This is a genomic window from Arenimonas donghaensis DSM 18148 = HO3-R19 (assembly GCF_000743535.1).
In the GTDB taxonomy this organism is placed as follows: domain Bacteria; phylum Pseudomonadota; class Gammaproteobacteria; order Xanthomonadales; family Xanthomonadaceae; genus Arenimonas; species Arenimonas donghaensis.
The window spans coordinates 1-24,264 of sequence record NZ_AVCJ01000016.1 but is presented as its reverse complement, the minus strand read 5'-3'; the positions used below and the strand labels follow the sequence as shown (position 1 = coordinate 24,264).

General features: G+C 70.2%; 24 protein-coding genes and 1 pseudogene. 11 read left to right on the top strand and 14 right to left on the bottom strand.

The features are described from left to right. Positions 1-3 precede the first annotated feature (3 nt). The 4 genes from N788_RS08615 to prmB form a co-directional block, all read right to left on the bottom strand. On the bottom strand, positions 4-2,541 hold the full coding sequence (locus N788_RS08615; protein WP_152560437.1) for a motility hub landmark protein FimV: 2,538 nt from the start codon (positions 2,539-2,541) through the stop codon (positions 4-6). A 79-nt stretch (positions 2,542-2,620) separates the two neighbouring features. After that, a complete protein-coding gene (locus N788_RS08610) occupies positions 2,621-3,640 on the bottom strand; it encodes an aspartate-semialdehyde dehydrogenase (RefSeq protein WP_034223808.1) in 1,020 nt (339 codons plus the stop codon). Between the two features lie 37 nt (positions 3,641-3,677). Then, the gene (aroC, locus tag N788_RS08605; RefSeq protein WP_034223806.1) at positions 3,678-4,778 is read right to left on the bottom strand and encodes a chorismate synthase; all 1,101 of its coding nucleotides are present in this window, start codon (positions 4,776-4,778) and stop codon (positions 3,678-3,680) included. Positions 4,779-4,784: 6 nt separating this feature from the next. Further along, on the bottom strand, positions 4,785-5,705 hold the full coding sequence (gene prmB / locus N788_RS08600; RefSeq protein ID WP_034223803.1) for a 50S ribosomal protein L3 N(5)-glutamine methyltransferase: 921 nt from the start codon (positions 5,703-5,705) through the stop codon (positions 4,785-4,787). Positions 5,706-5,788: 83 nt separating this feature from the next. Between prmB and N788_RS08595 the strand changes: the two genes are divergently transcribed. The 4 genes from N788_RS08595 to N788_RS08580 are packed head-to-tail and all read left to right on the top strand — an operon-like array spanning position 5,789 to position 9,301. Further along, entirely contained in the window at positions 5,789-6,457 is a 669-nt protein-coding gene (locus N788_RS08595) for an SCO family protein (RefSeq protein ID WP_034223801.1), read from the top strand. Then, positions 6,454-7,299: an archaetidylserine decarboxylase gene (gene asd, locus N788_RS08590; RefSeq protein WP_034223799.1), complete on the top strand. Its 846-nt coding sequence runs from the start codon at positions 6,454-6,456 to the stop codon at positions 7,297-7,299. Before N788_RS08595 ends, asd begins: the two co-directional genes overlap by 4 nt. After that, on the top strand, positions 7,300-8,022 hold the full coding sequence (locus N788_RS08585; protein WP_034223797.1) for an arginyltransferase: 723 nt from the start codon (positions 7,300-7,302) through the stop codon (positions 8,020-8,022). Positions 8,023-8,059: 37 nt separating this feature from the next. Then, entirely contained in the window at positions 8,060-9,301 is a 1,242-nt protein-coding gene (locus tag N788_RS08580) for an endonuclease/exonuclease/phosphatase family protein (RefSeq protein ID WP_034223795.1), read from the top strand. Positions 9,302-9,321: 20 nt separating this feature from the next. On the opposite strand, the gene purT is transcribed toward N788_RS08580, so the two are convergent. Beyond that, complete coding sequence (purT, locus tag N788_RS08575) at positions 9,322-10,521, bottom strand: formate-dependent phosphoribosylglycinamide formyltransferase (RefSeq protein ID WP_034223793.1); 1,200 nt, start codon at positions 10,519-10,521, stop codon at positions 9,322-9,324. A gap of 105 nt (positions 10,522-10,626) precedes the next feature. Between purT and N788_RS08570 the strand changes: the two genes are divergently transcribed. From N788_RS08570 to N788_RS08555, 5 genes are all read left to right on the top strand, one after another. Next, positions 10,627-11,547: a hypothetical protein gene (locus N788_RS08570; protein WP_034223791.1), complete on the top strand. Its 921-nt coding sequence runs from the start codon at positions 10,627-10,629 to the stop codon at positions 11,545-11,547. A gap of 110 nt (positions 11,548-11,657) precedes the next feature. Then, a complete protein-coding gene (locus N788_RS08565; RefSeq protein ID WP_034223789.1) occupies positions 11,658-12,530 on the top strand; it encodes an SPFH domain-containing protein in 873 nt (290 codons plus the stop codon). A gap of 10 nt (positions 12,531-12,540) precedes the next feature. Continuing rightward, the gene (locus N788_RS14395; RefSeq protein WP_084695973.1) at positions 12,541-12,714 is read left to right on the top strand and encodes a type II toxin-antitoxin system antitoxin; all 174 of its coding nucleotides are present in this window, start codon (positions 12,541-12,543) and stop codon (positions 12,712-12,714) included. Continuing rightward, a complete protein-coding gene (locus N788_RS08560) occupies positions 12,707-13,246 on the top strand; it encodes a PH domain-containing protein (RefSeq protein WP_152560436.1) in 540 nt (179 codons plus the stop codon). The genes N788_RS14395 and N788_RS08560 overlap by 8 nt, the downstream gene beginning before the upstream one ends. A gap of 17 nt (positions 13,247-13,263) precedes the next feature. Continuing rightward, on the top strand, positions 13,264-14,088 hold the full coding sequence (locus N788_RS08555) for a M15 family metallopeptidase (protein WP_034223787.1): 825 nt from the start codon (positions 13,264-13,266) through the stop codon (positions 14,086-14,088). Here N788_RS08555 and N788_RS08550 read toward each other — a convergent pair. From N788_RS08550 to N788_RS08510, 9 genes are all read right to left on the bottom strand, one after another. Beyond that, positions 14,069-14,743 (bottom strand): DNA-3-methyladenine glycosylase family protein, encoded by a 675-nt coding sequence (locus N788_RS08550; RefSeq protein ID WP_034223785.1) that lies wholly within the window; start codon positions 14,741-14,743, stop codon positions 14,069-14,071. The genes N788_RS08555 and N788_RS08550 overlap by 20 nt on opposite strands. Before the next feature lie 11 nt (positions 14,744-14,754). After that, positions 14,755-15,111 carry a DUF423 domain-containing protein gene (locus tag N788_RS08545; protein ID WP_034223784.1) on the bottom strand — a complete coding sequence of 119 codons (357 nt, stop codon included), beginning with the start codon at positions 15,109-15,111 and terminating at the stop codon, positions 14,755-14,757. Then, positions 15,111-16,151 carry a DUF4340 domain-containing protein gene (locus N788_RS13945; protein WP_051924509.1) on the bottom strand — a complete coding sequence of 347 codons (1,041 nt, stop codon included), beginning with the start codon at positions 16,149-16,151 and terminating at the stop codon, positions 15,111-15,113. Before N788_RS13945 ends, N788_RS08545 begins: the two co-directional genes overlap by 1 nt. Positions 16,152-16,154: 3 nt before the next feature. Beyond that, on the bottom strand, positions 16,155-18,020 hold the full coding sequence (locus N788_RS08535) for a Gldg family protein (protein ID WP_034223783.1): 1,866 nt from the start codon (positions 18,018-18,020) through the stop codon (positions 16,155-16,157). 5 nt (positions 18,021-18,025) lie between these two features. Continuing rightward, positions 18,026-18,760 carry an ABC transporter permease gene (locus N788_RS08530; protein ID WP_034223782.1) on the bottom strand — a complete coding sequence of 245 codons (735 nt, stop codon included), beginning with the start codon at positions 18,758-18,760 and terminating at the stop codon, positions 18,026-18,028. Further along, positions 18,757-19,686, bottom strand: a complete 930-nt coding sequence (locus N788_RS08525; RefSeq protein WP_034223781.1) for an ABC transporter ATP-binding protein — start codon at positions 19,684-19,686, stop codon at positions 18,757-18,759. Before N788_RS08525 ends, N788_RS08530 begins: the two co-directional genes overlap by 4 nt. Before the next feature lie 66 nt (positions 19,687-19,752). Next, entirely contained in the window at positions 19,753-21,141 is a 1,389-nt protein-coding gene (locus N788_RS08520) for an SRPBCC family protein (RefSeq protein ID WP_051924508.1), read from the bottom strand. Positions 21,142-21,301: 160 nt separating this feature from the next. Next, positions 21,302-21,943, bottom strand: a complete 642-nt coding sequence (locus N788_RS08515) for a response regulator (RefSeq protein ID WP_034223780.1) — start codon at positions 21,941-21,943, stop codon at positions 21,302-21,304. Next, a complete protein-coding gene (locus N788_RS08510; RefSeq protein ID WP_034223779.1) occupies positions 21,940-23,127 on the bottom strand; it encodes a sensor histidine kinase in 1,188 nt (395 codons plus the stop codon). Before N788_RS08510 ends, N788_RS08515 begins: the two co-directional genes overlap by 4 nt. A gap of 139 nt (positions 23,128-23,266) precedes the next feature. On the opposite strand from N788_RS08510, the gene N788_RS08505 reads away from it, so the two are divergent. Together N788_RS08505 and minC are read left to right on the top strand one after the other, a co-directional pair. Beyond that, on the top strand, positions 23,267-23,863 hold the full coding sequence (locus N788_RS08505; protein ID WP_034223777.1) for a GNAT family N-acetyltransferase: 597 nt from the start codon (positions 23,267-23,269) through the stop codon (positions 23,861-23,863). Between the two features lie 3 nt (positions 23,864-23,866). Continuing rightward, positions 23,867-24,264: pseudogene (gene minC / locus N788_RS08500) on the top strand (septum site-determining protein MinC); the annotation flags it as partial.

Genomic DNA, 24,264 nt, shown 5'->3' with positions numbered 1-24,264 from the left:
AGGTCAGCCGATCTCCCGCAACAGGCGCTCGGCTTCGGCCCGCACCGACGCACTGCCTTCGGCGACGACTTCCTCGAGCATGCCGCGGGCGCCATCGACGTCGCCGATCTCGAGATAGGCCCTGGCCAGCTCGATCTTGGTGGCGCTGGCGTCGTCGTCGGCGCTGCTTGCCGTGTCCTGCCCCGCGACCGTTTCGTCGTCGGATTCACCGCCGGCCCCTTCCAGGCCTGCGTCGGTGGCGTCGAATCCGGCGTCGGTGTCGACCAGGTCGAAGGCCTGTGCCGGTTCGGACCCGTCCTCGTCCGTCGCCGGCGAATCCGGCGCGGCCTCGGTCGTGCCGACCAGGCCCAGGCTGCCCCAGTCCTCGTCGGCGGTGTCCTGGTGGCCGGCCGGTGCGGCGGCCAGGGCCGACAGGTCCGACAGGTCATCGTCGGTCGACGGCTCCGGCGCCGCCGGGGGCGCCGGCTGCGCAGGCGGCTGGGCGGCGCTGGACGGCATCACTCCGCTGTCGCCGAAACGCGGGGTGTTCCAGCCCGCCTGGCTGAACAAGGGGTTGTCCGGGGACAGCGCCACGCCCATCACCACCGCCTCGCGCCAGCGCGGATCCAGGGTGCTTTGCACCTGCAGGCGCATGGCCTGGGCCGCCGTTTCGAAACCGGCGCGGTCGCGCTGCTTGTGCAGGTGGCGCAGCAGGCTGATGTGGGTTTCCAGGTCGGTGGGCTGGGCCTCGACGGCTGCCTCCAGGCGCTCGCGCTCGGCGTCCTGCGGCACCAACGCGGGCGCGGCGGCACTGGCGGCGGTCACCGCGGCGGCGTCCGCCGCCTTGTCGCGGGCTCCCGGCAGGCTGGCCTTGAGCGCGTCGTCGTCGGAAATCCGGCGCGGCGGCGATGGCAGCGGCGCCGGCTTGCGCTTGCCGCGCAGGCCCAGCACCAGGCCGCCGAGCAACACCAGGCCGGCGCCAGCGAGCACCAGCGGGCTCAGGTACCAGGGCGTCGCCGCCGGGGCTTCGGCCTGGGCAGTGTCGGCGGCGGGCGCCGACGCTTTTGCCGGCCCGGCGCTTTCCGGCGCCGGGGCGCTGGCCACGGGCTCGGTCCCGGCGGGCGCGCCGTCTTCGGCGGCCGCCAGCCGTTCCTGCAGGGCCTTGAGCTGGCTGGACTGCATTTCGATCAGTCGCTGGCTGTCGCCTTGCTGGGCATCGAGCTCGTTGATGTGCGAGCGCAGCTCCTGGATTTCGACCTCGCGGGCAGCGAGGTCTTCCCTGGCTTCCGTCAGCTCGGCGCGCAGCTCGGCGCCGCTCTCGCCACTGGCGGCGCCGGACTGCACGCCACGCGCCGCCTGGGCGTCGCCGGCCGGCGGCACGATTTCCAGCCGGCCTTCCGCCGGCGGGGCGCTGGCGGGCGTGGTCGGGCCGCGCGTCGGACGAGTGTCGGCCACCGCCTCGGCCGGCTGCGGCACCGGCCGGCGCCGCGACTGCCAGGCCTCGGCCTGGGCACGGACCAGCTGCGCGGCTTCGGCCGCGCCCAGCGACCGTACTTCGTCGCTGGCCGGAATGCGCAATACGGCGCCGCGCTTGAGCTGGTTGATGTTGTCGTCGATGAACGCTTCGGGATTGGCGCGCTGCAGCGCCAGCATCATCTGGTTGACCGTCACGGCCGGGTCCGGCCGGGTACTGCTGGCAATCGACCACAGGGTCTGGCCATCGGCGACCGGGCCGTACTGACCTTGCTCTGCCGGTGCCGGTACCGGCGCCGGAGCAGGTGCCGGCATCGGGGGCGGGGGCGGCGCAGGTGCAGGTGCAGGCTCGGGCTCGGGCTCGGCGGCGATTTCCGGCTGGGGCTCGGGCAGGGGCTCCGGAAGGGGTTCCGGGCTGGGTTCGGGTTCGGGTTCCGGCATCGGTGCCGGCGGCGCCGGCTCCGGCAACGGCTCGGGCACGGCGGCGACCGGCTCCGGCTCGGGTTCGGGCATCACCGGTGCGGGCTCGGGCATCGGCTCGGGCGCGATCTCGGCCACGTCGGTGACGGGCTCATCGGGAAGCGCCACCGGCTCGGCCGGCGCGGCAGGCGGCAGCGGGGCCGGCGCGCTGACCACGGGCGCCGCAGCCACGGCCGGGGTTTCCAGCGGCCGGATCACGGCCGGTGCGATATGCGGCGGATCGACCAGCGCGCTGTATTCGCGCACGACGCTGCCGCGACCCCAGTTGGCCTCGATGAGGAACGTCAGGAAGGGTTCGTTGAACCGATTGGACGTCGTGACCCGGATGACCGGCTGGCCCTGGGCGTTGCGGCCGACCTCCATCTGCAGGTTCGCCGTCAGGCCGACCGGCCGCTCCAGCCCGACGCGGGCGAAGGCTTCCGGCGACGCCAGGCGGACCTCAAGCTCCTCGAGCTCGCCGGGGGCGGCGGAGAGGATGGGGATCTCGGCGACCAGGGGCTGGTTCAGGCCGGACTTCACTTCGAGCGCACCCAGGCCAAGGGCGTGGGCGGGCGCGGCGCCCAGGGCGAGCGCCAGGGCCAACGGAAGTTGCAGATGCCTGATTTTCACGCGCGGTTTCTCCCCGACTGTGGATGGCGCGACCACTCCCCTGCGGCGGCCCCGACGTCATTGCTGGCGAATATACCGGTCAGGAACGGGCTTTGACCACGAGTTCAGCCAACTGCACCGCGTTCAGCGCGGCACCCTTGCGGATATTGTCGGCGACGATCCACAGGTCAAGGCCGCGCGGATGCGAGATGTCTTCGCGGATGCGGCCGACGTAAACCGGATCGGTGCCGGCCGCGTGGGTCACCGGCGTGGGGTAACCCCCGGGCTCGCGATCGTCCACCACCTCCACGCCCGGCGCGGCTTCGAGCAGCTGGCGCGCTTCATCGGCGCCGAGCTTGCGGCGGGTTTCCAGGTGCACGGCTTCGGCGTGGCCCAGGAAAACCGGCACGCGCACGGCGGTGGGGTTCACCTGGATCGAGTCGTCGCCCAGGATCTTGCGCGTCTCCCAGACCATCTTCATCTCTTCCCGGGTGAAGCCGTTATCCATGAACTCGTCGATGTGCGGGATCAGGTTGAAGGCGATCTGCACCGGGAACTTCGCCGGTTCATGCGGCTGGAAGTTAAGCATCGCGGCGGTCTGGCGGCCCAGCTCCTCCATGGCGCTGCGGCCGGCGCCGGACACCGACTGGTAGGTGGCGACGTTGATGCGCTCGATGCCCGCGGCGCGATGGATCGGCGCCAGCGCGACCAGCATCTGCATGGTCGAACAGTTGGGGTTGGCGATGATGCCGCGCGGGCGCTGCTCGACCATCTCCGGATTCACTTCGGCGACCACCAGGGGCACGTCCGCGTCCTGGCGAAAGGCGGAGCTGTTGTCGATGACCACGGCCCCGGCCGCGGCGAATTTCGGCGCGTATTCCTTCGACACCGAACCGCCCGCCGAAAACAGCGCGACGTCCACCCCGGTCGGGTCGAAGGTGGCGAGGTCCTCGACCACGTGTTTTTGCGCGCCGTAGCTGACCTTCTCGCCCGCCGATCGCGCGCTGGCCAGCAGGTGAAGCTTTCCGACCGGGAACTGGCGCTCGGCCAGCACCGCCAGCATCGCCTCGCCCACCGCACCGGTGGCACCAACAACTGCAACAGTGAACGTCTTGCTCATGATTTCCCGGGTTCGTGGGTTGGGGGGTGTACGCGGATCAGCCGCGCCCGCCCGGCACCGTCGGCGCCAGCGATACGACGTCGGCGTTCTGGGCGCGGTGGCGCAGCGCGTGGTCCATCAGGACCAGGGCCAGCATGGCTTCGCAGATGGGCGGGGCGCGCAGGCCGACGCAGGGGTCGTGGCGGCCGGTGGTGACCACCTGCGTCGCCTGGCCGGCGGTGTCCACCGTCGCGCCGGGCAGGCGCAGGCTGGAGGTGGGCTTGAAGGCCACGGACACCTCGATCGGCTGGCCGCTGGAGATGCCGCCCAGGATGCCGCCGGCGTGGTTGCTGGCGAAGCCATCGGGCGACATCAGGTCGCGGTGCTCGCTGCCCTTCTGGGCGACGCTGGCGAAACCGGCGCCGATCTCGACGCCCTTGACCGCGTTGATGGACATCATGCCGGCGGCGATTTCGGCGTCGAGCTTGCCGTAGACCGGTTCGCCCCAGCCCGGGGGCACGCCCAGCGCCTGCACGTGCACGCGGGCGCCGGCGGAATCGCCGGACTTGCGCAGCGCATCCATGAATGTTTCCAGTTCCGGCACCTGGCTGGCGTCGGGCCAGAAGAAGGGGTTGGCTTCCACCGCGTCCCAGTCGAAACCGCGTGGCCGCAGGTCGGCGACCTGCGAGACGCAGGCCCGCACCCGGATGCCGTGGCGTTCGGCCAGCCACTTGCGGGCGATGACACCGGCGGCCACGCGCATGGTGGTTTCGCGGGCCGAGCTGCGGCCACCGCCGCGCGGGTCGCGAATCCCATACTTGTGCAGGTAGGTGTAGTCGGCGTGGCCCGGGCGGAACTGGCTGGCGATGTTGGCGTAGTCCTTGCTGCGCGCATCGGTGTTGCGCACCAGCAAGGCGATTGGCGTCCCGGTGGTGCGGCCCTCGAACACGCCGCTGAGGATCTCGACCTCGTCGGCCTCGTGGCGCTGCGAGGTGTGGCGGGTCTTGCCGGTGGCACGCCGCGACAGGTCGTGGGCGAAGTCACCGGGCGCCAGGGCGATGCCCGGTGGGCAGCCGTCGACGACGCAGCCGATGGCCGGGCCGTGGCTTTCACCGAAGGTCGTGACCCGCAGCAGCCGGCCGAAGCTGTTGTCGCTCATGCGGGCTCAGGCCCGGCGCGCATCGGCCAGGGCCTTGATGCGTGCGTGGTGGGCCAGCATGTCTTCGCGCTCGAGCACGAAGATGCCCATCTGGCCGACCTTGAACTCGACCCAGTTGAAGGGCACCTCGGGCAGCAGCTTCACCAGCGCGTGTTCGCTTTCACCGACCTCGCAGATCAGCAGGCCGTGCTCGGAGAGATGGCGCGGTGCGTCACGCAGGATTTCCAGGGCCAGGTCGAGGCCGTCGTCGCCGGCGCGCAGGCCCAGTTCGGGCTCGTGGCGGTATTCGGCCGGCAGCGCGTCGGTTTCGGCGTGGGTGACGTAGGGCGGATTGGTGACGATCAGGTCGTAGACCTCGCCGTCGAGGTTGTGGAACAGATCGGAATGCACCAGGCGCACGTTGTCCGCGTGCAGGCGTTCGACGTTCTCCCGCGCCAGCGCCAGCGCGTCCTCGCTCAGGTCGACGCCGTCCACTTGCCAGTGCGGGTGGTAATGCGCCGTGGCGATGGCGATGCAGCCCGAACCGGTGCACATGTCCAGCGCCCGCGAAACCTCGCGACCGCCGAGCCAGGGCTCGAAGCCGGCCTCGATGAGTTCGGCGATCGGCGAACGCGGCACCAGGGCACGGGCATCGGACTTGAAGTTCAGGCCGGCGAACCAGGCCTCGCCGGTGAGGTAGCAGGCCGGGATACGCTCGTGGATGCGGCGCGTGAACAGGGCCATGACGTCCTGCCGTTCTTCGGCGGTCAGCCGTGCCTGGCCGTAGGCCGGCCCCAGGTCGTGCGGCAGGTGCAGGGCGTGCAGCACCAGCTGGGTGGACTCGTCCAGGGCGTTGTCCATGCTGTGGCCGAAACTCAGGCCGGCGGCATTGAAACGGCTGGCGCCGTAACGGATGAAGTCGATGATGGTGGCAAGTTCCGCCGGCATGTTCTTGAAATCCCTTGCAATGGCCGGAGTATAGCCGCGGCCGGCCTATAATTGCCGGCATCGACAGGTCTCCGGGGTCTTACGTGTTCAATCGCCAAACGCTGCTTGTTGTCGTCGCCGCCGTCGCCGCCGGGCTTGGCCTGTGGGCCGCCCAGGTGTTCATGTCGCCGACGCCCCCGGGCAGGACGGCCCCGGCGCCGGCCGCGCTGCCGGCGGTGGACCCGGCCCGGCTCAAGGCCGTGCGCCTGTTCCCGGCACCGCGCCAGGTGCCGGCGTTCTCGCTGGACCAGTCCGACGGCACGCCGCTGGAACCGGGCGAACTCCAGGGCCGCTGGACCATCGTGTTCCTGGGCTTCACGCACTGCCCCGACGTCTGCCCGACCACCCTCACCGACCTGTCGCGGGCCCAGGCCGAATGGGAGCACCTGCCCGAAGGCCGGCGGCCCCAGGTGCTGTTCGTATCGGTCGACCCGGAACGCGACACCCCGGCCAAGACCGGCGAATACGCCCGTTACTTCCACGCCGGCACCCTGGCCGCGACCGCGGCCGAGCCGGCCCTGGAGGACTTCGCCACCAGCCTGGGCATGGTCTACATGAAGGTGCCCGTCGACGGCGGCGACTACACCATGGACCACTCCAGCGCCCTGGTGGTGCTGGACGCCCAGGGTCGCCAGGTGGGGCTGATCCGTCCGCCCTTCGTGCCGGCCGACATCGCCGCCGACCTCGCCCTGCTGGCCGAGGTCGCGCCGTGAGCCCGAAGGTCGCCCTGCAATACCTGCTGCCGCACCGGCTGCTGTCGCGCTTGGCCTATGGCGTCGCGCGTTCGACCAACGGCCGCTTCAAGGACTGGCTGATCGCCCTGGTGATCCGCAAGTTCGGCGTCGACATGTCCGAAGCCGCCGACCCGGAACCGCGCAACTACCCGCACTTCAATGCCTTCTTCACCCGCGCGCTGCGCGAGGGCGTGCGCCGGGCCGACGCCGACCCGGACACCCTGCTGATGCCGGCCGACGGCAAGGTCAGCCAGGTCGGCCGCATCGAATCGGGCCGGATCTTCCAGGCCAAGGGGCAGTCCTTCACCGCCGCCGAACTGCTGGGCGACGAGGCGATGGCCGCGCCCTATGCCGATGGCTGGTTCGCCAACGTCTACCTGTCGCCGCGCGACTACCACCGCGTCCACATGCCCTGGGCCGGCACCCTGGTCGAAACCCTGCACGTGCCCGGCCGCCTGTTCACGGTCGCGCCCTGGGGCGTGCAGGCCATCCCGCGGCTGTTCGCGCGCAACGAACGCCTGGTCTGCCATTTCGACACCGACTTCGGCCCGATGTGCTCGGTGATGGTCGGCGCGATGCTGGTCTCGGGCGTGGAGACGGTCTGGAACGGCGTGGAAATCCCGGCCTATGCCAACGCGCCGATCCGTCGCGACTGGCGGGGCAAGGGCGTCACCCTGGGTCGTTTCGCCGAGATGGCGCGCTTCAACTATGGCTCGACGGTCGTGCTGCTGTTCCCCCGCGACGCCGTTGAACTCGACCCTTTCGCCACTGAGACCCGGACCCGCGTCGGCGAGCGCCTGGGCCGGGTAAAGCGGGGATGAATGCGCAGTAGCGGCCAGCACGCGATCCGCCTGTTCCAGAGCCTCGAGCATCCTTGCGGCTACTGGCCGGAGCGCGCCGCCCGCGACCTGATCATCGATCCGACCGACCCGCACCTGCCCTCGGTGTATGGCCAGGCCCTGGCGATGGGCTTCCGGCGCAGCGGCGGGCATGTCTACCGGCCGCACTGTGCCAGCTGCCGCGCCTGCATTTCGGTGCGCATCCCGGCCGAACGGTTCGTGCCCAACCGGGCGCAGAAGCGCTGCCTGGCGCGCAACGCCGATCTCGAGATGTGCGTCGCGCCGCCGGAGCGCACGGACGAGAACTTCGCGCTCTACCGGCGCTACCTGGACACCCGCCACGCCGGGGGCGGCATGGACGATCCGACGCCGGAGAACTTCGATGCCTTCCTGGCCTGCCGCTGGAGCCCGACCGAGTTCATGGAATTCCGGCTCGCCGGCCGCCTGGTGGCCCTGGCGGTCACCGACGTGCTCCCGGACGGACTGTCGGCGGTCTATACCTGCTTCGACCCGGACCTCGCGTCGCGCAGCCTCGGGACCTATTCCATCCTGGCGCAGGTCGAACGCGCCCGGCGCGAAGCCCGTGGCTACGTCTACCTTGGGTTCTGGCTCGAAGGCCACGCCAAGATGACCTACAAGCGCGCCTACCGACCGCTGGAATACCTCGACGGATCGCGCTGGCGGCCCATGCCGGCCCAGGAATGAACGACGTCGCCACGGCCATCGGGCACAATCTGGCCCCATGCGCACCGTCCTTTGCCTTGGCCTGCTGGCCCTGTCCGTGTTCGTCCTGGCGTCCTGCCGGGCGAACAGCCCCGTCGTCGTGCCCGCCGCCCCGGTGAGCCTGCGCGTCGCCACCTTCAATACCTCGCTGTACGCGACCGAAGCCGGCGGCCTGCTCGCCCGCCTGCAGGCCGGCGACGAGCGCGCACGCAGCGTCGCCGCCGTGATCCAGCGCCAGCGTCCGGACATCGTGTTGCTCAACGAGTTCGACTACGACGCCGCGGGCGAAGCGGCGGCTGTCTTCCAGCGGGACTACCTGGGCGTCGGCCAGTTCGGCGAAGCCGCCATCGAATACCCCTATTCCTATCGCGCGCCGGTCAACACGGGCGAGCCCAGCGGCCTGGACCTGGACGGCAACGGGCGCGTCGCCACCGCGGGACGCGACCGCGGCGACGACGCCTGGGGCTACGGCCTGCATCCCGGCCAGTACGGCATGCTGGTCCTGTCCAGGCATCCCATCGACGCCGCGGCCGCGCGCAGTTTCCGACTGCTGCGCTGGAGCACGATGCCGGGCGCCCTGGAACCGACGGACCCGGAGACCGGCGAGGCCTGGTACCCGCCGCAGGTCTGGCGCCAGCTGCGGCTGAGCTCCAAGTCCCACTGGGACCTGCCGATCGATACGCCACTGGGAAGGCTGCACCTGCTGGCCGCGCACCCGACCCCGCCGGTCTTCGATGGCCCGGAGCGCCGCAACGCCGCGCGCAACCACGACGAGGTCCGGCTATGGGCCGAATACCTGTCGCCGGGTGACAAACCCTGGCTGTGCGACGACCAGGGCCGCTGCGGCGGACTGCCGGAACAGGAACGTTTCGTCATCGTCGGCGACTACAACGCCGACCCGGCCGACGGCAGCAGCCTGCCCGGCACCATCCACCAGCTGCTCGAACACCCGCGCGTGCTTCGTTACGCCACGCCCGGCAGCGAAGGCGCGGTCGTGGACGCCGGGGACAACGCCGCCAATGCCCGCCACCGCTCCGCGCCGGCGCACGACACCGCGAACTTCGGTCCGCGCAACGGCAACTTCAGGGTGGACTACGTGCTGCCTTCGGTCGGCTTGGACGTGGTCGACAGCGGCGTGTTCTGGCCCGCGCCGGGCCAGCCGGGCCACGACTGGCTCGAAGCCACCGACCACCGCATGGTCTGGGTGGACATCGCTGTCGTGGGAGGGACTTCAGTCCCGAATGACGCGAATCGGGACTGAAGTCCCTCCCACAGCCAGCATCATCGAAGTTCGACCTTGAGCGCTTCCGCGGCGCGGCGCGCCTTGGCGCGGGCGGTTTCGACATCGGCGTCGCGGGCCAGGGTGACGGCGACGCGGCGCTGGCCTTCCACCCGCGGTTTGCCGAACAGGCGCAGCTGGGTGTCCGGTTCCGCCAGGGCGGCGTCGACGTTCCCGAACGCCGGGACGCCGTGGCCACTGGCGAGCACCGCGCACGAAGCGGCCGGCCCCAGCGTCCGGATGACCGGGATGGGCAAGCCGAGGATGGCGCGTGCATGCAGCGCGAACTGGCTCAGCTCCTGCGAGGCCAGGGTCACCAGTCCGGTGTCGTGCGGCCGCGGCGAGACTTCGCTGAACCAGACCTCGTCGCCCTTCACGAACAGCTCGACGCCGAACAGGCCATGGCCGCCCAGGTCGTCGGTGATGGCGCGGGCGATGTCGCGGGAAAGCGCCAGGGCCCGGTCCGACATCGGCTGGGGCATCCAGCTCTCCCGGTAGTCGCCGTCCACCTGCAGGTGCCCGATCGGGTCGCAGAACGAGGTGCCGTCGCGGTGGCGCACGGTCAGCAGGGTGATTTCATAGTCGAAATCAATGAACCCTTCGACGATGCAGCGTCCCTGCCCCGCCCGGCCGCCGGACTGGGCATAGGCCCAGGCCCGGGCGACGTCGGCCTCGCTGCGCACCGTGCTCTGGCCCTTGCCCGAGGACGACATCACCGGCTTGACCACGCAGGGCAGGCCGATCTCGGCGACGGCCTGCTGGTACTCGGCTTCGGTGTCGACGAAACGATACGGCGAGGTCGGCAGGCCCAGGGTTTCGGCGGCCAACCGGCGGATGCCCTCGCGGTCCATGGTCAGGCGCGCGGCGCGTGCGGTGGGCACCACGCGCTGGTTCTTTTCGGCCTCCAGCTCGACCAGGGTCGGCGTATGGATGGCTTCGATTTCCGGCACCACCAGGTCCGGGCGCTCGTGCGCGATCAGGTCACGCAGCGCCGCCGGGTCGAGCATGTTCAGGGTGTGGGCGCGATGCGCGACCTGCATCGCCGGGGCGTCCGCATACCGGTCGGCGGCGATGACTTCGACGCCGAAGCGCTGCAGCTCGATGGCGACTTCCTTGCCCAGTTCGCCCGAGCCAAGCAGCAGCACGCGGCGCGCGGACGGGGACAGCGGCGTACCCAGGGTGACGGACGGGAGATCAGGCATGGCGGCGTTTCATTCGGCGGACAGGCGGTGATTGTAACGGCGAGCGCGGCGCAGCCGGCGGCCTTGGCTTTCTGTCATGCTCGTGGCCCAGACTGACGATCCGCCATGAGCCGCACGAACACCGCCCGCGCCCTGCCCGCCACACTGCTGGCCCTGCTGCTGTCCCTGGCCCCGCCCCTGCAGGCGGCGCGCTGGAGCGAGCCACAGATCGACGGCCTGGTGACCCACCCCGCCATCGACGAAATCAGCGGCCTGGCCGCGGCCACGCATTTCCCGGGCCACTATTGGGCGATCAACGACAGCGGCAGTTCGGCGCAGCTGCACCTGGTGGACGGCGCGGGCCGCTACCTGGGCAGTGTCGACACCCCGGGCGTTCCCAACCGCGACTGGGAAGACCTGGCCAGCTTCCGATTCGAAGGCGGCGACTACCTGCTGATCGCCGACATCGGCGACAACGGTGGCCTGCGCACCGAGTTGCAGCTGTACGTGCTCGAACAACCCCGCGACCTGGACAAGCCGGCGCTGCTGGCCTGGACCATCCGCTTCACCTGGCCCGACGGTGCCCGCGACAGCGAAGCCGCAGCGGTGGACCCGGTCGCCGGTGACGTCCTGATGGTCTCGAAAAAGCGCGTGCCGGCGGAACTGTTCCGGGTGCCGCTGCGCCCGGGACGCGAACCGGTCGTGGCCGAACGCCTGGGCACCCTGCCCGGCATCGAACAGCCCGACGCCCAGACCCTGGCCGAGAATCCCGTGTACGGGCGCTACCGCTCGCAAGTGACCGCCGCCGACCTGAGCCCCAACGGCCGCGTGCTGGCGGTGCTCAACTACCGCTCGGTGCATTTCCTGATCCGTCCCCGCGGCGGCGACTGGCGCCAGGTGCTGGCCGAAGGCAAGAAGATGCCGCACCTGCAGATGCCCTGGCTGCCCCAGGCCGAGGCTTTGGCCTTCGCCCGGGACGGCTCTGAAATCGTCATCGGCAGCGAGCAACTGCCCTCGCCCTTCCTGCGCTACCGCCTTATTCGATAGGCAAGTCATTGATTTCATTGGCACGGACGCCGTTCGTCGGGCCGTGACTTCTGGATGATGCAATTTGATATCAGATTGATATCATTGGCGCATTCCCCAGGAGACCTGCCATGAAAGAACAAACGATCCGCTCCTTCCCCGGTATCCCGGCGCTGCTCCTGTTGCTGGTGGTCGCGGCATCCATCCTGTACCTGTTCTTCACCAACCTGCCCGGCGCGCCCGGCAGCAGTGCGCTGGCGCTGGCCGCCTGCCTGCTGCTGGCGGTGGTCGGGGCGGTCTCGCTGGGCGGCTTCTACATGGTCGAGCCCAACCAGGCCGCCGTGCTGAGCCTGTTCGGCAAGTACGTGGGCACGGTCAAGGACCAGGGCCTGCGCTGGAACAACCCGTTCTTCAGTGCGAAGAAGGTCAGCCTGCGGGTGCGCAACTTCGAGTCCGGCAAGCTCAAGGTCAACGAGCTCGAAGGCAGCCCGATCGAAATCGCCGCGGTCATCGTCTGGCAGGTCGTGGACTCGGCCGAAGCGGTGTACAACGTGGATGACTACGAAAGCTTCGTGCACGTGCAGTCCGAGGCCGCCCTGCGCGCCATGGCCACGTCCTACCCCTACGACCAGCACGAGGACGGCGCGATCGCGCTGCGCAGCCACGCCGCGGAAGTGTCCAAGCACCTGACCGATGAAATCCAGGAACGCCTGGCCCAGGCCGGCGTGCACGTGATGGAAGCACGCATCAGCCACCTGGCCTATGCCCCGGAAATCGCCCAGGCCATGCTGCAGCGCCAGCAGGCCGGCGCGATCATCGCCGCCCGCACGCGCATCGTCGAAGGCGCGGTGAGCATGGTCGAAATGGCGCTCGAGCAGCTCTCGGCGCGCAAGGTGGTCGACCTGGACCCGGAGCGCCGGGCGCAGATGGTGTCCAACCTGCTGGTCGTGCTCTGCGGCGAACGCGGCACCCAGCCGGTGGTGAACGCCGGCAGCGTGTACTAGGGCCGGGGCCTTGGCAGAGAAAAAAGCCTACCCGCTGCGCATCAATCCCCAGGTGCTGGAGGCCGTCCAGCGCTGGGCCGACGACGAACTGCGCTCGGTCAACGCCCAGATCGAATACCTGCTGCGCGAGGCCCTGCGCAAGCAGGGCCGCCTGAAACCACCCGACGAGAAAACCAATGACTGACATGTTCCGCAATTTCGCGCTGCCGCCGATCGGCAAGTCGGCCATCTGGTTCGCCGTGGTGCTGGGCACGCTGGTGCCCGCCACGACGGCGCTCGTCGTCATCGGGATGGCCGACGCCCTGGGTGACAAGGCCATGGTGGTCGTGGCCCTGCAAGCCGTGGTCGCCCTGCTGGTCCTGGCCATCCTGCTGCCGATGTGGCGGCGCCAGGTCGCCTTCGACGGCAAGCAGCTGCGGGTGAAGGCGACCTACTACAGCCGCCAGTCGCCGCTGTCGGATTTCCGCCTCGACGAGGCCCGCGTGGTGGACACCCGCGAGCGCACCGAGTTCAAGCCGCTGGTCAAGACCAACGGGTTCGGCCTGCCCGGCTTCTGGGCCGGCCATTTCCTGCTGCGCGACAAGCGCAAGGCCTTCTGCCTGGTCACGGACGTCGGCAAGGTGCTGGCGCTGCCGCATGCCGACGGCCGGGTCTGGCTGCTGAGCTTCGAGCACCCGCAGGCCGTGCTGGACATCCTTCGCCGCGCGGCGGCCTGAAAGGCTAAGCTGGGCCCATGCACGCCCTGGACTGGCACCTGGCCAATTCCACCTTCGTCGAAGCCCTGCCCGCCCGGCTGCTGAGGCCGCGCGCACGCGCCAGCGCCGACGCCCGCGCCCTCGCACAGGCCCGATGGTGCCTGCGGCGAAAACGCGACGGCTGCTTCCTGGCGGCGGTCGGCCTGGACGCGCTGCACGCGCTGGTCCCCGACCTGGCCGGCGAACCGGGCATCGCCGAGGCGCTCGAAGCCATCACTGCCCGCCATGAACGCGCCGGCCGCCCCGCCCTGCTGCCACTCGATGGCTTGCGCGAACGCCTGCAGGCACTGGGCCTGGACGAGCAGTACGGCGAGCGCAGCGGCCTGCCGCTGGTTGCCGAGCCGGCGCGGCTGGAGTTCGCCGGCTACGACCGCTACCGCCGTCCCCTGTGGCTGCTCGAGCCGGCCGCGCGGGCCTGGCGCCGCATGCGCCGCGCGGCCCTTGGCGACGACGTCGCGCTCGACGCCATCTCCGGCTACCGCAGCCACGACTACCAGCTGGGCATCTTCGACAGGAAGCTGGCACGCGGACAGAGCGTCGAACAGATCCTGGGGGTGAACGCCGCACCGGGCTACAGCGAACACCACGGCGGCCGCGCCCTGGACATCGGCACGCCGGGCGAACCGCCGGCCGAGGAAAGTTTCGAAACCACCGCCGCCTTCACCTGGCTGCGCGGCCGGGCCGGCGAATTCGGCTTCGCCATGAGTTACCCGCGCGACAACCCGCACGGCATCAGCTACGAACCCTGGCACTGGTGCTGGCATCCGGCACCCGCCGGCGACGCTAGTCCTGCGAACGCTTGACCGGCGCCTTGCCCGGCACGGCGAAGTCGGCGATACGCCACAGGTACAGCGCCGCCAGCGTGCGGTAAGGGCCCCAGGCCTCGCCGCGTTCGGCCAGGACCCTGGGCTTGGGCATGTCGTCGAGCTTGTCGAGCAGCTGCGCGCCCTTGCGCACGCCCAGGTCGTCGACGGGCAGCACGTCGGGACGGCCGAGCTGGAACATCAGCATCATCTCCACCGTCCAGCGGCCAATGCCGCGAACGGCGGTGAGCCGCTGGATGATCTGGTCCTCGTGCAGCCGCGCCATCTGCGCCGTCGTCGGCACCTCGCCGGCGGCCGAGCGCGCGGCCAGGTCACGCAAGGCCAGGGTCTTGTTGCCCGACACCCCGCAGGCGCGCAGGCCGGCATCGTCGATGCGCGAAAGGGTGTCGGCGTGCAGCTTGCTGGCGCCGATGGCGGCTTCGACGCGTCCGACGATGGTCGCCGCGGCCTTGCCCGAGAGCTGCTGGTAGAGGATGGCGCGCGCCAGCGCGTCGGTCGGGTCGAAGCGACGGCGCCAGCGCTCGCCGACCTCCAGCGGCCCGATGCGGTCCATCCAGCGTGCCAGCTTGCGGTCACGCCGGCGCAGGTGGGCCACCGCCAGGTCGAGGTCGAAGCCGCGGGAATATCGGGGCATGGCCGGTCGGGTCAGCGACGGAGGGCGTCGACGGCGATCATCAGCCAGCCGGCCATCAGCAGCAAACCCCCGAAAGGCGCCAGGCGCGTCGGCCAGCCCAGGAACACCGCGCCGCACAGGCTGCCGGCGAACAGCAGCAGGCCCGCCAGCAATACGCCACCGGCGGCCAGCCGCAGGCGTCCCGGATCGCGCATCAGCACGAACAGGGCCAGGCCATGGCCGAACGAAAACAGCGACGCCAGTCCGGCGCGGGATGCCGCCTGCCCTTCCAGCCCGTGGCTGGCGTAGGCGCCCAAGGCCACGGCCAGCCCGCAGGCCAGCGCACCGCAGGCGGCAAGCAGGCGCGGGGCGAGCGTGGCGGCAGGCATCAGAGCGCCAGGTGGTCGGCGCGCGACTTGAGCAGGTTGGCCGCCTTGTGCGGCGGCAGCAGGAAGCGCCGGCCCTGGAAACGCTGCTGCCACTGCGCGACCTCGGCCTGTCGCTGCTGCAGCCGTTCGGCGGCCGGGGTCGCTTCTTCGGCCGCCTGTCCGTACCAGGCCAGGGCCACGTCTTCGTCCAGGCTCACCGACAGGCGGGCCCAGGTGCCAGCCTCGTCCTGCCAGCTGGCGATTTCCAGCTGCAGGCCGTCCACGGTGTCGTAGACATGGCGCAGGCTGGCGTCCGGGCTGCCGTCGTCGTCGGCCAGGCCGTCGAGCGCCAGTTGCTCGGGCACCGAGGCGGTGGCGGTGGCCTGGCCGTCGAGCGTGCTGCCGGCGGGCGCGCCTTGCACGACGAAGTCGCCGTCCTCGCGCACCAGGGTGAAAGCGCGGCCCTTGGCCGGCGTCACGCGTACCCGTTCAGTCCGTGCCAGCGGCAGGTCGACCAGGCGCCGGTCGAGCCAGGCCGCGGGGTCGCGTGCCGGGCTCAGGTCGGCGTCGAGCAGCCAGGACGCCTGCTCGCCGGCCACGCGGACGTAGCTGCCGCCCAGGCCTGGATGATTGCGTCCCACGACCAGGCGCAGCGGCTCGCCGCCGCCTTCGAAGCGCAGCTCGGCACCCTTGGCGTCCGCGCGGGAGATGTCTTCGACGCCCAAGCGGGCGTGCAGCGCCGGGTTGTCGGTCTTGGCTTCGATGCGCCGGGCCTGGCCCAGGTGGAACAGGGCCCGGCTGATCTCGCGCTCGTTCGCCGGCCAGCCGGGGTGTTGCTCCACTTCCCAGCCCTCGCCCTTGCGTCGCAGGGACACCAGCAGGGTGTCGCCGGCGCCGCGCACCTGCACGCGGGTCAGCGCCTGCACGCGGTCGGCGAAACCCGGCAGGGCCTCGCCACGCACGCCCGCCGAGCCACCCCCTTCGCGCACCAGCATCCAGCCCGCCAGCAGGGCCAGGCCCAGGGCCGCCAGTGCCAGCAGCGCAAGTGAACGCGTACGCATGGTTCAGCTCTCCGCCGCGCGCCGGCGCGACCAGCGCCGCCAGGCCACCAGCAGTGCCACCAGCACCACCAGGGCCGGCATGCCCAGGATATTGACCAGCTTGAGCCGGTCGCCCAGCGCGTCGATGTCGGCGTTGAGCCGGTGCTGCACTTCGCGCAGCTCCTTGCGCATGCGCAGGCGTTCTTCCTGGAAGCGCAGGATCTGGGCCTGCTGGGCCGGGCTGATGGCCTGCGCCTGGCCTTCCGCGCCCGGCTGCTGGAGCGCACCAAGCTGCTGTTCGAGTTCGTCGATCTGCTGCTGCAGGCGCTGTTCGGTGTCGCGGTAGCGTTCTTCGGCGCCGCGGCGGATGCGTTCGACACGCGTGAACGGCCGGGCCGAGGGCGCCCGGGTGCGCACGGCGATCAGATCGGCATTGCCGACCAGGTTGTCGACGGCGTTGAAGACGAAGTCGCCGTTGTTGGCGAAGGCGTTGTAGACCGCCTCGCCGAGGAAATCATTGACCTGCACCCACAGGCGGTCGGTCAGCACGTCGGTGTCGGCGACCACGATCAGGTTCACCGGGCCGGTGCTGGCGGCCAGGTGCCCGTCCTCGCCGGCGCGGTCGGGGAACGCGGTCTTGAGTTCGCCGGTGAAACGCGCGGCCAGCACCAGGGGCTCGGCGCCGGGCTTGAAACCATCACGCAGCGAATCCGGGTCGGCCACCGCCTCGCGCACGGCCACCACGTCCGCCATCGCGGCCCGGCGCGAACTCTGCGCCAGGGGCTCCATCTCCAGGCTCGACTCGCGCGCCAGGCCCAGGGCGCCGACGGTCGAGAAATGCAGGTTCTTCAACTCCGCCGACACCACGTCGTCCTGGTTCAGGGCTTCGGGCCCCAGGCCCAGCACGGCCATGTGCCGTACCGGCGGGCCATTCGGGTCGGGCTGGACCTGCAGCGCATGGCGTTCGTCGAGCACCACCCGGGTGGGGTCGAACTGGATGCCCCAGGCCTGGAACAGCGGCCCCAGGTGCGAGGCTTGCGGCACCGCCACCGACAGCGGGTCGAGCGGGTTGACGCCGCTCTGGTCGGCTTCGGCGTCCGGATCGAGGAACACCAGCAGGCGGCCGCCGCGCAGCACGAACTGGTCGATCGCGACCAGGGTGTGCTCGGGCACGTCCTTGGGATGCACCAGCAGCAGCAGGTCGACGTCGTCGGCGATGTCCGAGGGCATGCCCTGCAGGCGCCGCAGTTCGAACAGTTCACGCAGCTGGCGGTCGATCACCCAGCCTGGCTCCGAGCGGCCGCTGGGATCCATGCGCGGCCCCATCGGCAGTCCGCTCACCAGGGCCACGACCGGACGGTTGGCGCTGCCCAGCGAGCTGACCAGCTTGGCCACGTCGTATTCGAGGAAGGCTTCCTTATCCGGCTGGATGAAGGGCATCAGCGACTCGCCGTCGGTGCTGTTGCTGGCGACCAGGCCGAAATACAGGTTGTCGCCGGTGCTGCCCAGGGGAATCGCGCGCAGCCCGTAGGCCGCGGCCTGGTCCTCGGCCTCCGAGAAAGGTTCGGGGTCGATCACTTCGAGCACGACCTTGCCGTCCGAGCGCGCGGCGATTTCCTCGAGCAGCTCGCGCACGCGGGTGGCGTAGCTGCGGAACTGCTGCAGGTCGGCGGTGGCGTGTTCGGAGTAATAAAGCTTGAGCGTCACCGGGTCCTGGATGTTTTCCAGGATGCGCACCGTGCCGTCGGACAGCGTGTACAGGCCCTGTTCGGTGAGGTCCACGCGGGCACCGCGCAGGGCGATCGTGGACAGCGACACCAGGGCCAGGAAAGCCAGCGCCAGCAGCGCCAGGGCAACCAGGGGGGCGGAACGTCGGGAAAGCAGCTTCATGGCGTTCAGTCGGCCTTCTTCATGTCGATCACCAGCACCGTCGCCCAGAGCCAGGCACCGATGCACAGCACGAAGAACACCACGTCGCGCAGGTCGAGCACGCCGCGGGTGATGGCCTGGAAATGGGTGAGGAAACTAAGCCCGGCGAAGGCATCGACGACGGCCGGCGCGGCCCAGCCACGCACGAGGTCGAGCGCCATCGGGAAGCCGGCCAGCAGGAACAGCAGGCACACGACCACGGTGAGGATGAAGGCCACCACCTGGCTGCGCGTGGCCGCCGACAGCGCGCCGCCGACGGCCAGGAAGGCCCCGGCCATCAGCCAGCTGCCCAGGTAGCTGGCGACGATGACGCCGTGGTCGGGCTCGCCCAGCCAGGCCACCGTGATCCACATCGGGAAGGTCAGCGCCAGCGCCAGCCCCAGGAAGGCCCAGGCCGCCAGGAACTTGCCCAGCACCGCCTGCCAGGGCGTCAGCGGCAGCGTCAGCAGCAGTTCCAGCGTGCCCGACTTGCGCTCCTCGGCCCACAGCCGCATCGCCACCGCCGGCGCCAGCAGCAGGTACAGCCAGGGATGGAAACCGAAGAAGGCCTGCAGGTCGGCCTGGCCGGTTTCGTAGAAGTTGCCCAGGTAGAAACTGAAGGCGCCCGAAAGCACCAGGAAGATGACGAGGAACACCACCGCCAGCGGCGTGGCGAAATAGGCGGCGAACTCGCGCCGCAGCACCGGCCAGACGCCGCTCATGCCTGCGCCTCCCCGGTGGTGATGCGACGGAAGACCTCATCCAGGCGGCCGCGCTCGGGCTGCAGGCCGCTGTGTTCGACGCCGCGCTGGCGCAGGCGCTCGGCCACGGCCTCGGGCGAGACCGGGCGACCCTGCGGAAAGACGTAGAGGCGGCCATCGTCGGCGTCCTGGTGGAAACCGCTGACCCCGGGCATGCCGTCGAGCGCGGCACGCGCGGCGATGCTGTCGGCCACGACCAGCGACACCGCCCCCTGGTAGCGCGAGCGCGCCAGCAGCTCGGCCGGCGTGGCATCGGCCAGCACCTTGCCGCGGGCGACGATCATGGCGCGGCTGCACACGGCCTCGACTTCCTCGAGGATGTGCGTGGACAGCAGCACGGTGCGGTCACGGGCCAGTTCACGGATGAGGCCGCGCACCTCGTGTTTCTGGTTCGGGTCCAGGCCATCGGTGGGCTCGTCGAGCACCAGGGCCGGCGGGTCGTGCAGGATGGCGGCGGCCAGTCCGACGCGGCGCTTGAAGCCCTTGGACAGCGTGTCGATGGGCTGGTGCAACACGCCCTGCAGCGCCAGGCGGCCGATGACCGCGTCCAGGCGACCGCGCCGGGCGGCGCCCTTGATCCCGCGCACGTCGGCAACGAACCCGAGGAAGGCCAGCGGGCTCATTTCGCCGTAACCGGGCGCCCCTTCGGGCAGGTAACCCAGCGCCCGCCGGGCCTGCATCGGCGCCGACTGCACGTCGTGGCCGCAGACGCGGGCCGTGCCGGCGCTGGGCGCCAGGAAGCCCGCGATCATCTTCATGGTGGTGGATTTGCCGGCCCCGTTGGGGCCCAGGAATCCCAGCACTTCGCCGGGCTCAACCTTGAAACTGATGTCGTCCACGGCCACCAGGCGGCCGTAGCGTTTGAGCAGGGCATTGGCCTCGATCATCGGGTTCCAGTTCTCGCTGTCTCCACAAACGACAGGGCGGGCTTTTGGCCCGCCCTGCGTGTTTCCTTACTCGGCGGATTCGGCGTCCGCTTCGGCCGGGGCGTCTTCGTCCCCGGCTTCGGCTTCGCCTTCCGGCGCCGCCGCTTCGCTGCCTTCGGCGACCGGCTCGGGCACCAGCTGCACGGCCGGGGCCGGCATCTGGTCACCGATCTTGACCGGCCAATAGACCTGGAACTCGGCGGTGTCGGTCAGCATGTCCTCGATCTCGATCCGGTAGTCCTCGTAGGGACGATCGGCGGTCTCGGCGCCACGCACGATGGCCCAGGCACGGACCAGGTCGCGCACGCGGGCCAGCGCCGGCGACGGACCCACGTAGGTCGTGGTGACCGCGCGATGCTTCGGAACCTGCAGGTAAACCACCGGGTTCTTGGCGCCGTTGCGGCCGTCGTTGATCTCGATGTCGAGCACTTCCGGCATGGCCGAGGCTTCGAACGGGGCGTTCAGGCTGACCGGCTCCTGGGCGATTTCGGCGACGCGCTCGTCGGCGTTGTCGTCGTCGGCGGCGTCTTCGCCCTCGGCGGCGGCGTCGCCGTCGGTGGAGGCCACTTCATCGGCCGGCTCGTCGCTGGCGTCGTCGTCACCCTTCGGGCCGGTGCCTTCCGGACGGACCGGCATGACCACGTCGAACCCATAGGCATCGGAACCAAACTCGTTGGTGACGATGCGCAGCGGGCCGGCGGACTCCAGGTCGTTTTCTTCCATGACCTGCTCGATCCACTTGAGCTGGTTGGTCATGGCCGTGGCGATGTCGTCGTTGGCGCGCTTGGCGGTGGCGGTGGCCGACAGCACGTTGGCGGCCGGCACGTCCACGAAGGCGAACTCGGCGTCGTGCTGGTTGTAGTCGAAGCGCGGGATGGTGGCCATCAGGTTGCTGAACTTGCCCAGGCCGAGCTTCATGTCCTCGCCGACGTTGTTGGTGACGTAAAGACCGGCGTAGCGGCCAATCAGGTCCCAGCCGTAGTCGACGGTGTAGGTCTGGGTGATCTTGACGTTCTGCTTGCGCTGGCCGGTGCGCTCGAAATCGAAGGTCATCCGCTTGTCGCTGCCGCGGCTCTCGGTGTCCAGGGCGTAGACGATGGACTCGCCCGGGTTGAACTCCACGAGCTCCCAGCTGCCGTTGCCGACGGTGGGGTCGGTGGAGCGGTAATCGAGCTTGGCGCCGACGCCGGACTCGGGGCCCGAGACCTGGATCTGCATGCGCGGGTCGTGGTTGACCAGGGCGTTCCAGTCACGGAAGCGGGTGTAGCTGGTGAGGACGTCGGTGATGGTCGACATCGGCCGGTTGGTCTCCACCGAATGCGACACCGAACGCGTGGCCGGCAGGAACAGGGCGATCACGACGAACAGCGCGACAACGATCAGCAGGGAAATAAGCCACTCAATAACTCGGGTCATTCTGAAATTCTCCAGGCGCGGCCCCCAGCCGGAAGTCGTGCCCGGCCGCAGGAACGGGTGAGGATATCAGGTCAGGACGCCCCCCGGCAGGGGGTTTTCGTTACGGCCGCGACAAGGGCGCGGCAAAGCCGCAATCGGGCCGCCAATGGCCCTTCCGGGCCTAGACGAGCTTGAGTTCGAAGGCTTTGAGCACGGCCCGGGTCCGGTCGCGCACGCCCAGCTTGGAAAGTATGTTCGAAACGTGGTTCTTGACCGTGCCTTCGGCCACGCCCAGGGAGTTGGCGATTTCCTTGTTCGAGAAGCCCCCGGCCATCAGGCGCAGGATTTCGGTCTCCCGGTCGGTCAGCGGGTCGGGCTGGTCGAGGCTGACGAATTCATTCTGCAGGCCTTCCAGGCCCGACAGCAGCCGCTGGGTGACCGCCGGCTGCACCAGCGAGCCGCCCTCGGCCACCGTCTGGATGGCCGACACCAGCTGGTCGAGCGAGACGTCCTTGAGCAGGTAGCCGCGGGCGCCGGCACGGATGCCGGCCAGCACCAGCTGGTCGTCGTCGAAGGTGGTGAGGATGATGGTCGGGGGCAATTGGCCCTTGGCGCTGAGCGCCTGCAGGGCCTCCAGGCCGGACATCACCGGCATGCGCATGTCCATCAGCACCACATCGGGCCTGATTTCAGGGATCAGCTCGACCGCCTGGCGGCCGTCGCCGGCTTCGGCCACGACTTCGATGTCGTCGGCCAGCTCGAGCAGGGACTTCACGCCCTGGCGCACCAGGGTCTGGTCGTCGACGAGGCACACGCGGATCATGCGGATTTCTCCAGTGGAAGTCGGATGTCGAGCGCGAACCCCTTGCCGCGCCCGGTGATGATATCCACCTGGCCGCCGCAGCTGGCCAGGCGTTCACGCATGCCCGTCAGGCCGTTGCCCGGGGCCAGTTGCTCGGCCCCGCCGCCGTCGTCCCGGGCCTGGATATGCAGGCCACCGGCGTCACGACCCAGCGTCAGCCACAGGGTGGAGGCGCCGGAATGGCGCACGGTGTTGGTGATGATTTCCTGGGTGCAACGCAGCAGGACGTGGGCGCACTCGGGGTCTTCGATCAGCAGCGGGTCGGGAATGTCCAGCCGGATGTCCAGGGCCGGCACGCCCTCGGCCAGGGTGCGGATGGCCCCGCTGAGGTCGACCGCGCCGTCGTGGCGCATTTCGTTGACCGCTTCGCGCACGTCGGTGAGCAGCAGCTTGGCCAGGGTGTGGCTCTGGCGCACGTGCTCCTGGGCCTTGCCGGTGGTCAGGTGGCCGGCGACCTCCAGGTTCAGGCTCAGGGCGGTGAGATGGTGGCCCAGCAGATCGTGCAGTTCGCGCGAGATGCGCACCCGCTCGCTCATGCGCGAGCTTTCGGCCAGCAGCGCCCGGGTGGCGCGCAGTTCGGCGTTCAGGCGGCGCTGTTCCTCCCGGGCCTGGGCCTGCTGCATGGCGATCAGGCCGATCACCATCGCGAAGCTCGAATACCCCAGGTACAGCATCGCCTGCAGCACCGCGATGCCCGGGGTGAATCCCTCGGCCTGGGCGAAGACCGGGATGAGCGCGGCATGCTGGAGCACCAGCCAGATGACACCCACGCGCAGCGGCACCATCCAGGGGATGACGCCGGCGATGATCATCATCAGGATGGCGCCCATGCCGGTGCCGGTCTCGTTGCTGACCACGATCGCCGACAGGGTGAGCGCGGCCAGCATCACGATGTCCATCGGCCGGGAACGGCGGCGGCCCAGGGCGTGGGTGATCAGCCAATAGATGAGTCCGAAGGCCAGGTAGGCCAGGATGACCAGGGCCGGACCGCCGAGCCAGCCGTTCAGCCAGCCGCCGGCGTCCTCCGGCGCCGGGTCCACCGCCGGGAAATAAACGGAGAACACGACCAGCGGAATGCCCAGCGCGACCCAGGTGAACAGGCCGGCGTAGCGCAGCAGCTGGGTATGGGTGAGTCGGTTCAGCATCGCCGCATCTTACGGTGCCGCGGCGCGCGTGCACGCCCCCGGAAGTCATGCCGCCCCCGGCCGGCGGCACCCGTGCGATAATCCTGCCCCGATCGTCCGCCCCCTGGCGGCCCCTTGCGCCATCGGAGTTTGTAGTCCCATGCCGATCACCATCCGCGACGTGCGCGAGCACGAGCTGGATTCCGTCGTAGCCGTGAACAACGCCGCCGGCCCGTCCATCCTGCCGATGGACCTCGCCAAGGCCCGCTTTTTCTGGGAACACGCCGAGTATTTCCGCGTCGTCGAGCAGGACGGCCTGGTCTCGGGCTTCCTGGTGGCCCTGGGCCCGAACGCCCCGCACGACAGTCCCAATTTCCTGTGGTTCCGGGAACGCTACCCGGACTTCCTCTATATCGACCGCATCGTCATCGCCCGGCCCCGCCGGGGCGGTGGCCGCGGCCGGGCCTTCTACGCCGACATCCAGAGTTTCGCCGAAGTGCGCCGGCCGCTGCTGGCATGCGAAGTCTTCCTGCAGACGGGCAATGACCCGGCCCTGCTCTTCCACGGCCAGTTCGGCTTCCGCGAAGTCGGCCAGAACGTCATGGGAGGCAGCGGCATCCGGGCCTCGATGCTGCTCAAGGAAATGTGCAGTTATCCCTTCGTGGCCGAAACCTACGGCGGCAAACTGCCCGACGCCGCCTGGCTCAAGGCGCGTGCCCTGCCCGGCCGCCAGGCCTCCCTGGCGACGGGGACCTGAGCGATGGCCGCGAGCCCCGATTACGAACAGGCCGGTGAACTCAAGTTCGGCCAGGTCGGCATCGCCAACCTGCGCGTGCGCACCCTGGACCCGCAGCGTTTGGCCGAGGAAATGGCCGACCGGGTCAAGCGTGCCCCCAAACTCTTCGCCCGCGCCGCCGTGGTGGTGGATTTCGGCGGCCTCAGCCAGTGCCCCGACGCCGGCCAGACCCGCGCCCTGCTCGAGGCCCTGCGTGGCGCTGGCGTCCTGCCGGTGGCGCTGGCCTACGGCACCAGCGCCATCGAGGCCCTGAGCGAGCAGGTCGGCCTGCCGCTGCTGGCCAAGTTCCGCGCCGCCTACGAACGCGACGGCGAACTGCCGGCCGCGCCGGCCCCCGCCCCGGCCGCGCCCGCCGCCCCGGC

Coding starts and splice junctions, on each gene's coding strand:
- N788_RS08610 (WP_034223808.1), bottom strand. CDS start 3,640: ATGAGCAAGACGTTCACTGTTGCAGTTGTTGGTGCCACCGGTGCGGTG.
- aroC (WP_034223806.1), bottom strand. CDS start 4,778: ATGAGCGACAACAGCTTCGGCCGGCTGCTGCGGGTCACGACCTTCGGT.
- prmB (WP_034223803.1), bottom strand. CDS start 5,705: ATGCCGGCGGAACTTGCCACCATCATCGACTTCATCCGTTACGGCGCC.
- N788_RS08585 (WP_034223797.1), top strand. CDS start 7,300: ATGCGCAGTAGCGGCCAGCACGCGATCCGCCTGTTCCAGAGCCTCGAG.
- N788_RS08580 (WP_034223795.1), top strand. CDS start 8,060: ATGCGCACCGTCCTTTGCCTTGGCCTGCTGGCCCTGTCCGTGTTCGTC.
- purT (WP_034223793.1), bottom strand. CDS start 10,521: ATGCCTGATCTCCCGTCCGTCACCCTGGGTACGCCGCTGTCCCCGTCC.
- N788_RS08570 (WP_034223791.1), top strand. CDS start 10,627: ATGAGCCGCACGAACACCGCCCGCGCCCTGCCCGCCACACTGCTGGCC.
- N788_RS08565 (WP_034223789.1), top strand. CDS start 11,658: ATGAAAGAACAAACGATCCGCTCCTTCCCCGGTATCCCGGCGCTGCTC.
- N788_RS08560 (WP_152560436.1), top strand. CDS start 12,707: ATGACTGACATGTTCCGCAATTTCGCGCTGCCGCCGATCGGCAAGTCG.
- N788_RS08555 (WP_034223787.1), top strand. CDS start 13,264: ATGCACGCCCTGGACTGGCACCTGGCCAATTCCACCTTCGTCGAAGCC.
- N788_RS08550 (WP_034223785.1), bottom strand. CDS start 14,743: ATGCCCCGATATTCCCGCGGCTTCGACCTCGACCTGGCGGTGGCCCAC.
- N788_RS08545 (WP_034223784.1), bottom strand. CDS start 15,111: ATGCCTGCCGCCACGCTCGCCCCGCGCCTGCTTGCCGCCTGCGGTGCG.
- N788_RS13945 (WP_051924509.1), bottom strand. CDS start 16,151: ATGCGTACGCGTTCACTTGCGCTGCTGGCACTGGCGGCCCTGGGCCTG.
- N788_RS08535 (WP_034223783.1), bottom strand. CDS start 18,020: ATGAAGCTGCTTTCCCGACGTTCCGCCCCCCTGGTTGCCCTGGCGCTG.
- N788_RS08530 (WP_034223782.1), bottom strand. CDS start 18,760: ATGAGCGGCGTCTGGCCGGTGCTGCGGCGCGAGTTCGCCGCCTATTTC.
- N788_RS08525 (WP_034223781.1), bottom strand. CDS start 19,686: ATGATCGAGGCCAATGCCCTGCTCAAACGCTACGGCCGCCTGGTGGCC.
- N788_RS08520 (WP_051924508.1), bottom strand. CDS start 21,141: ATGACCCGAGTTATTGAGTGGCTTATTTCCCTGCTGATCGTTGTCGCG.
- N788_RS08515 (WP_034223780.1), bottom strand. CDS start 21,943: ATGATCCGCGTGTGCCTCGTCGACGACCAGACCCTGGTGCGCCAGGGC.
- N788_RS08510 (WP_034223779.1), bottom strand. CDS start 23,127: ATGCTGAACCGACTCACCCATACCCAGCTGCTGCGCTACGCCGGCCTG.
- N788_RS08505 (WP_034223777.1), top strand. CDS start 23,267: ATGCCGATCACCATCCGCGACGTGCGCGAGCACGAGCTGGATTCCGTC.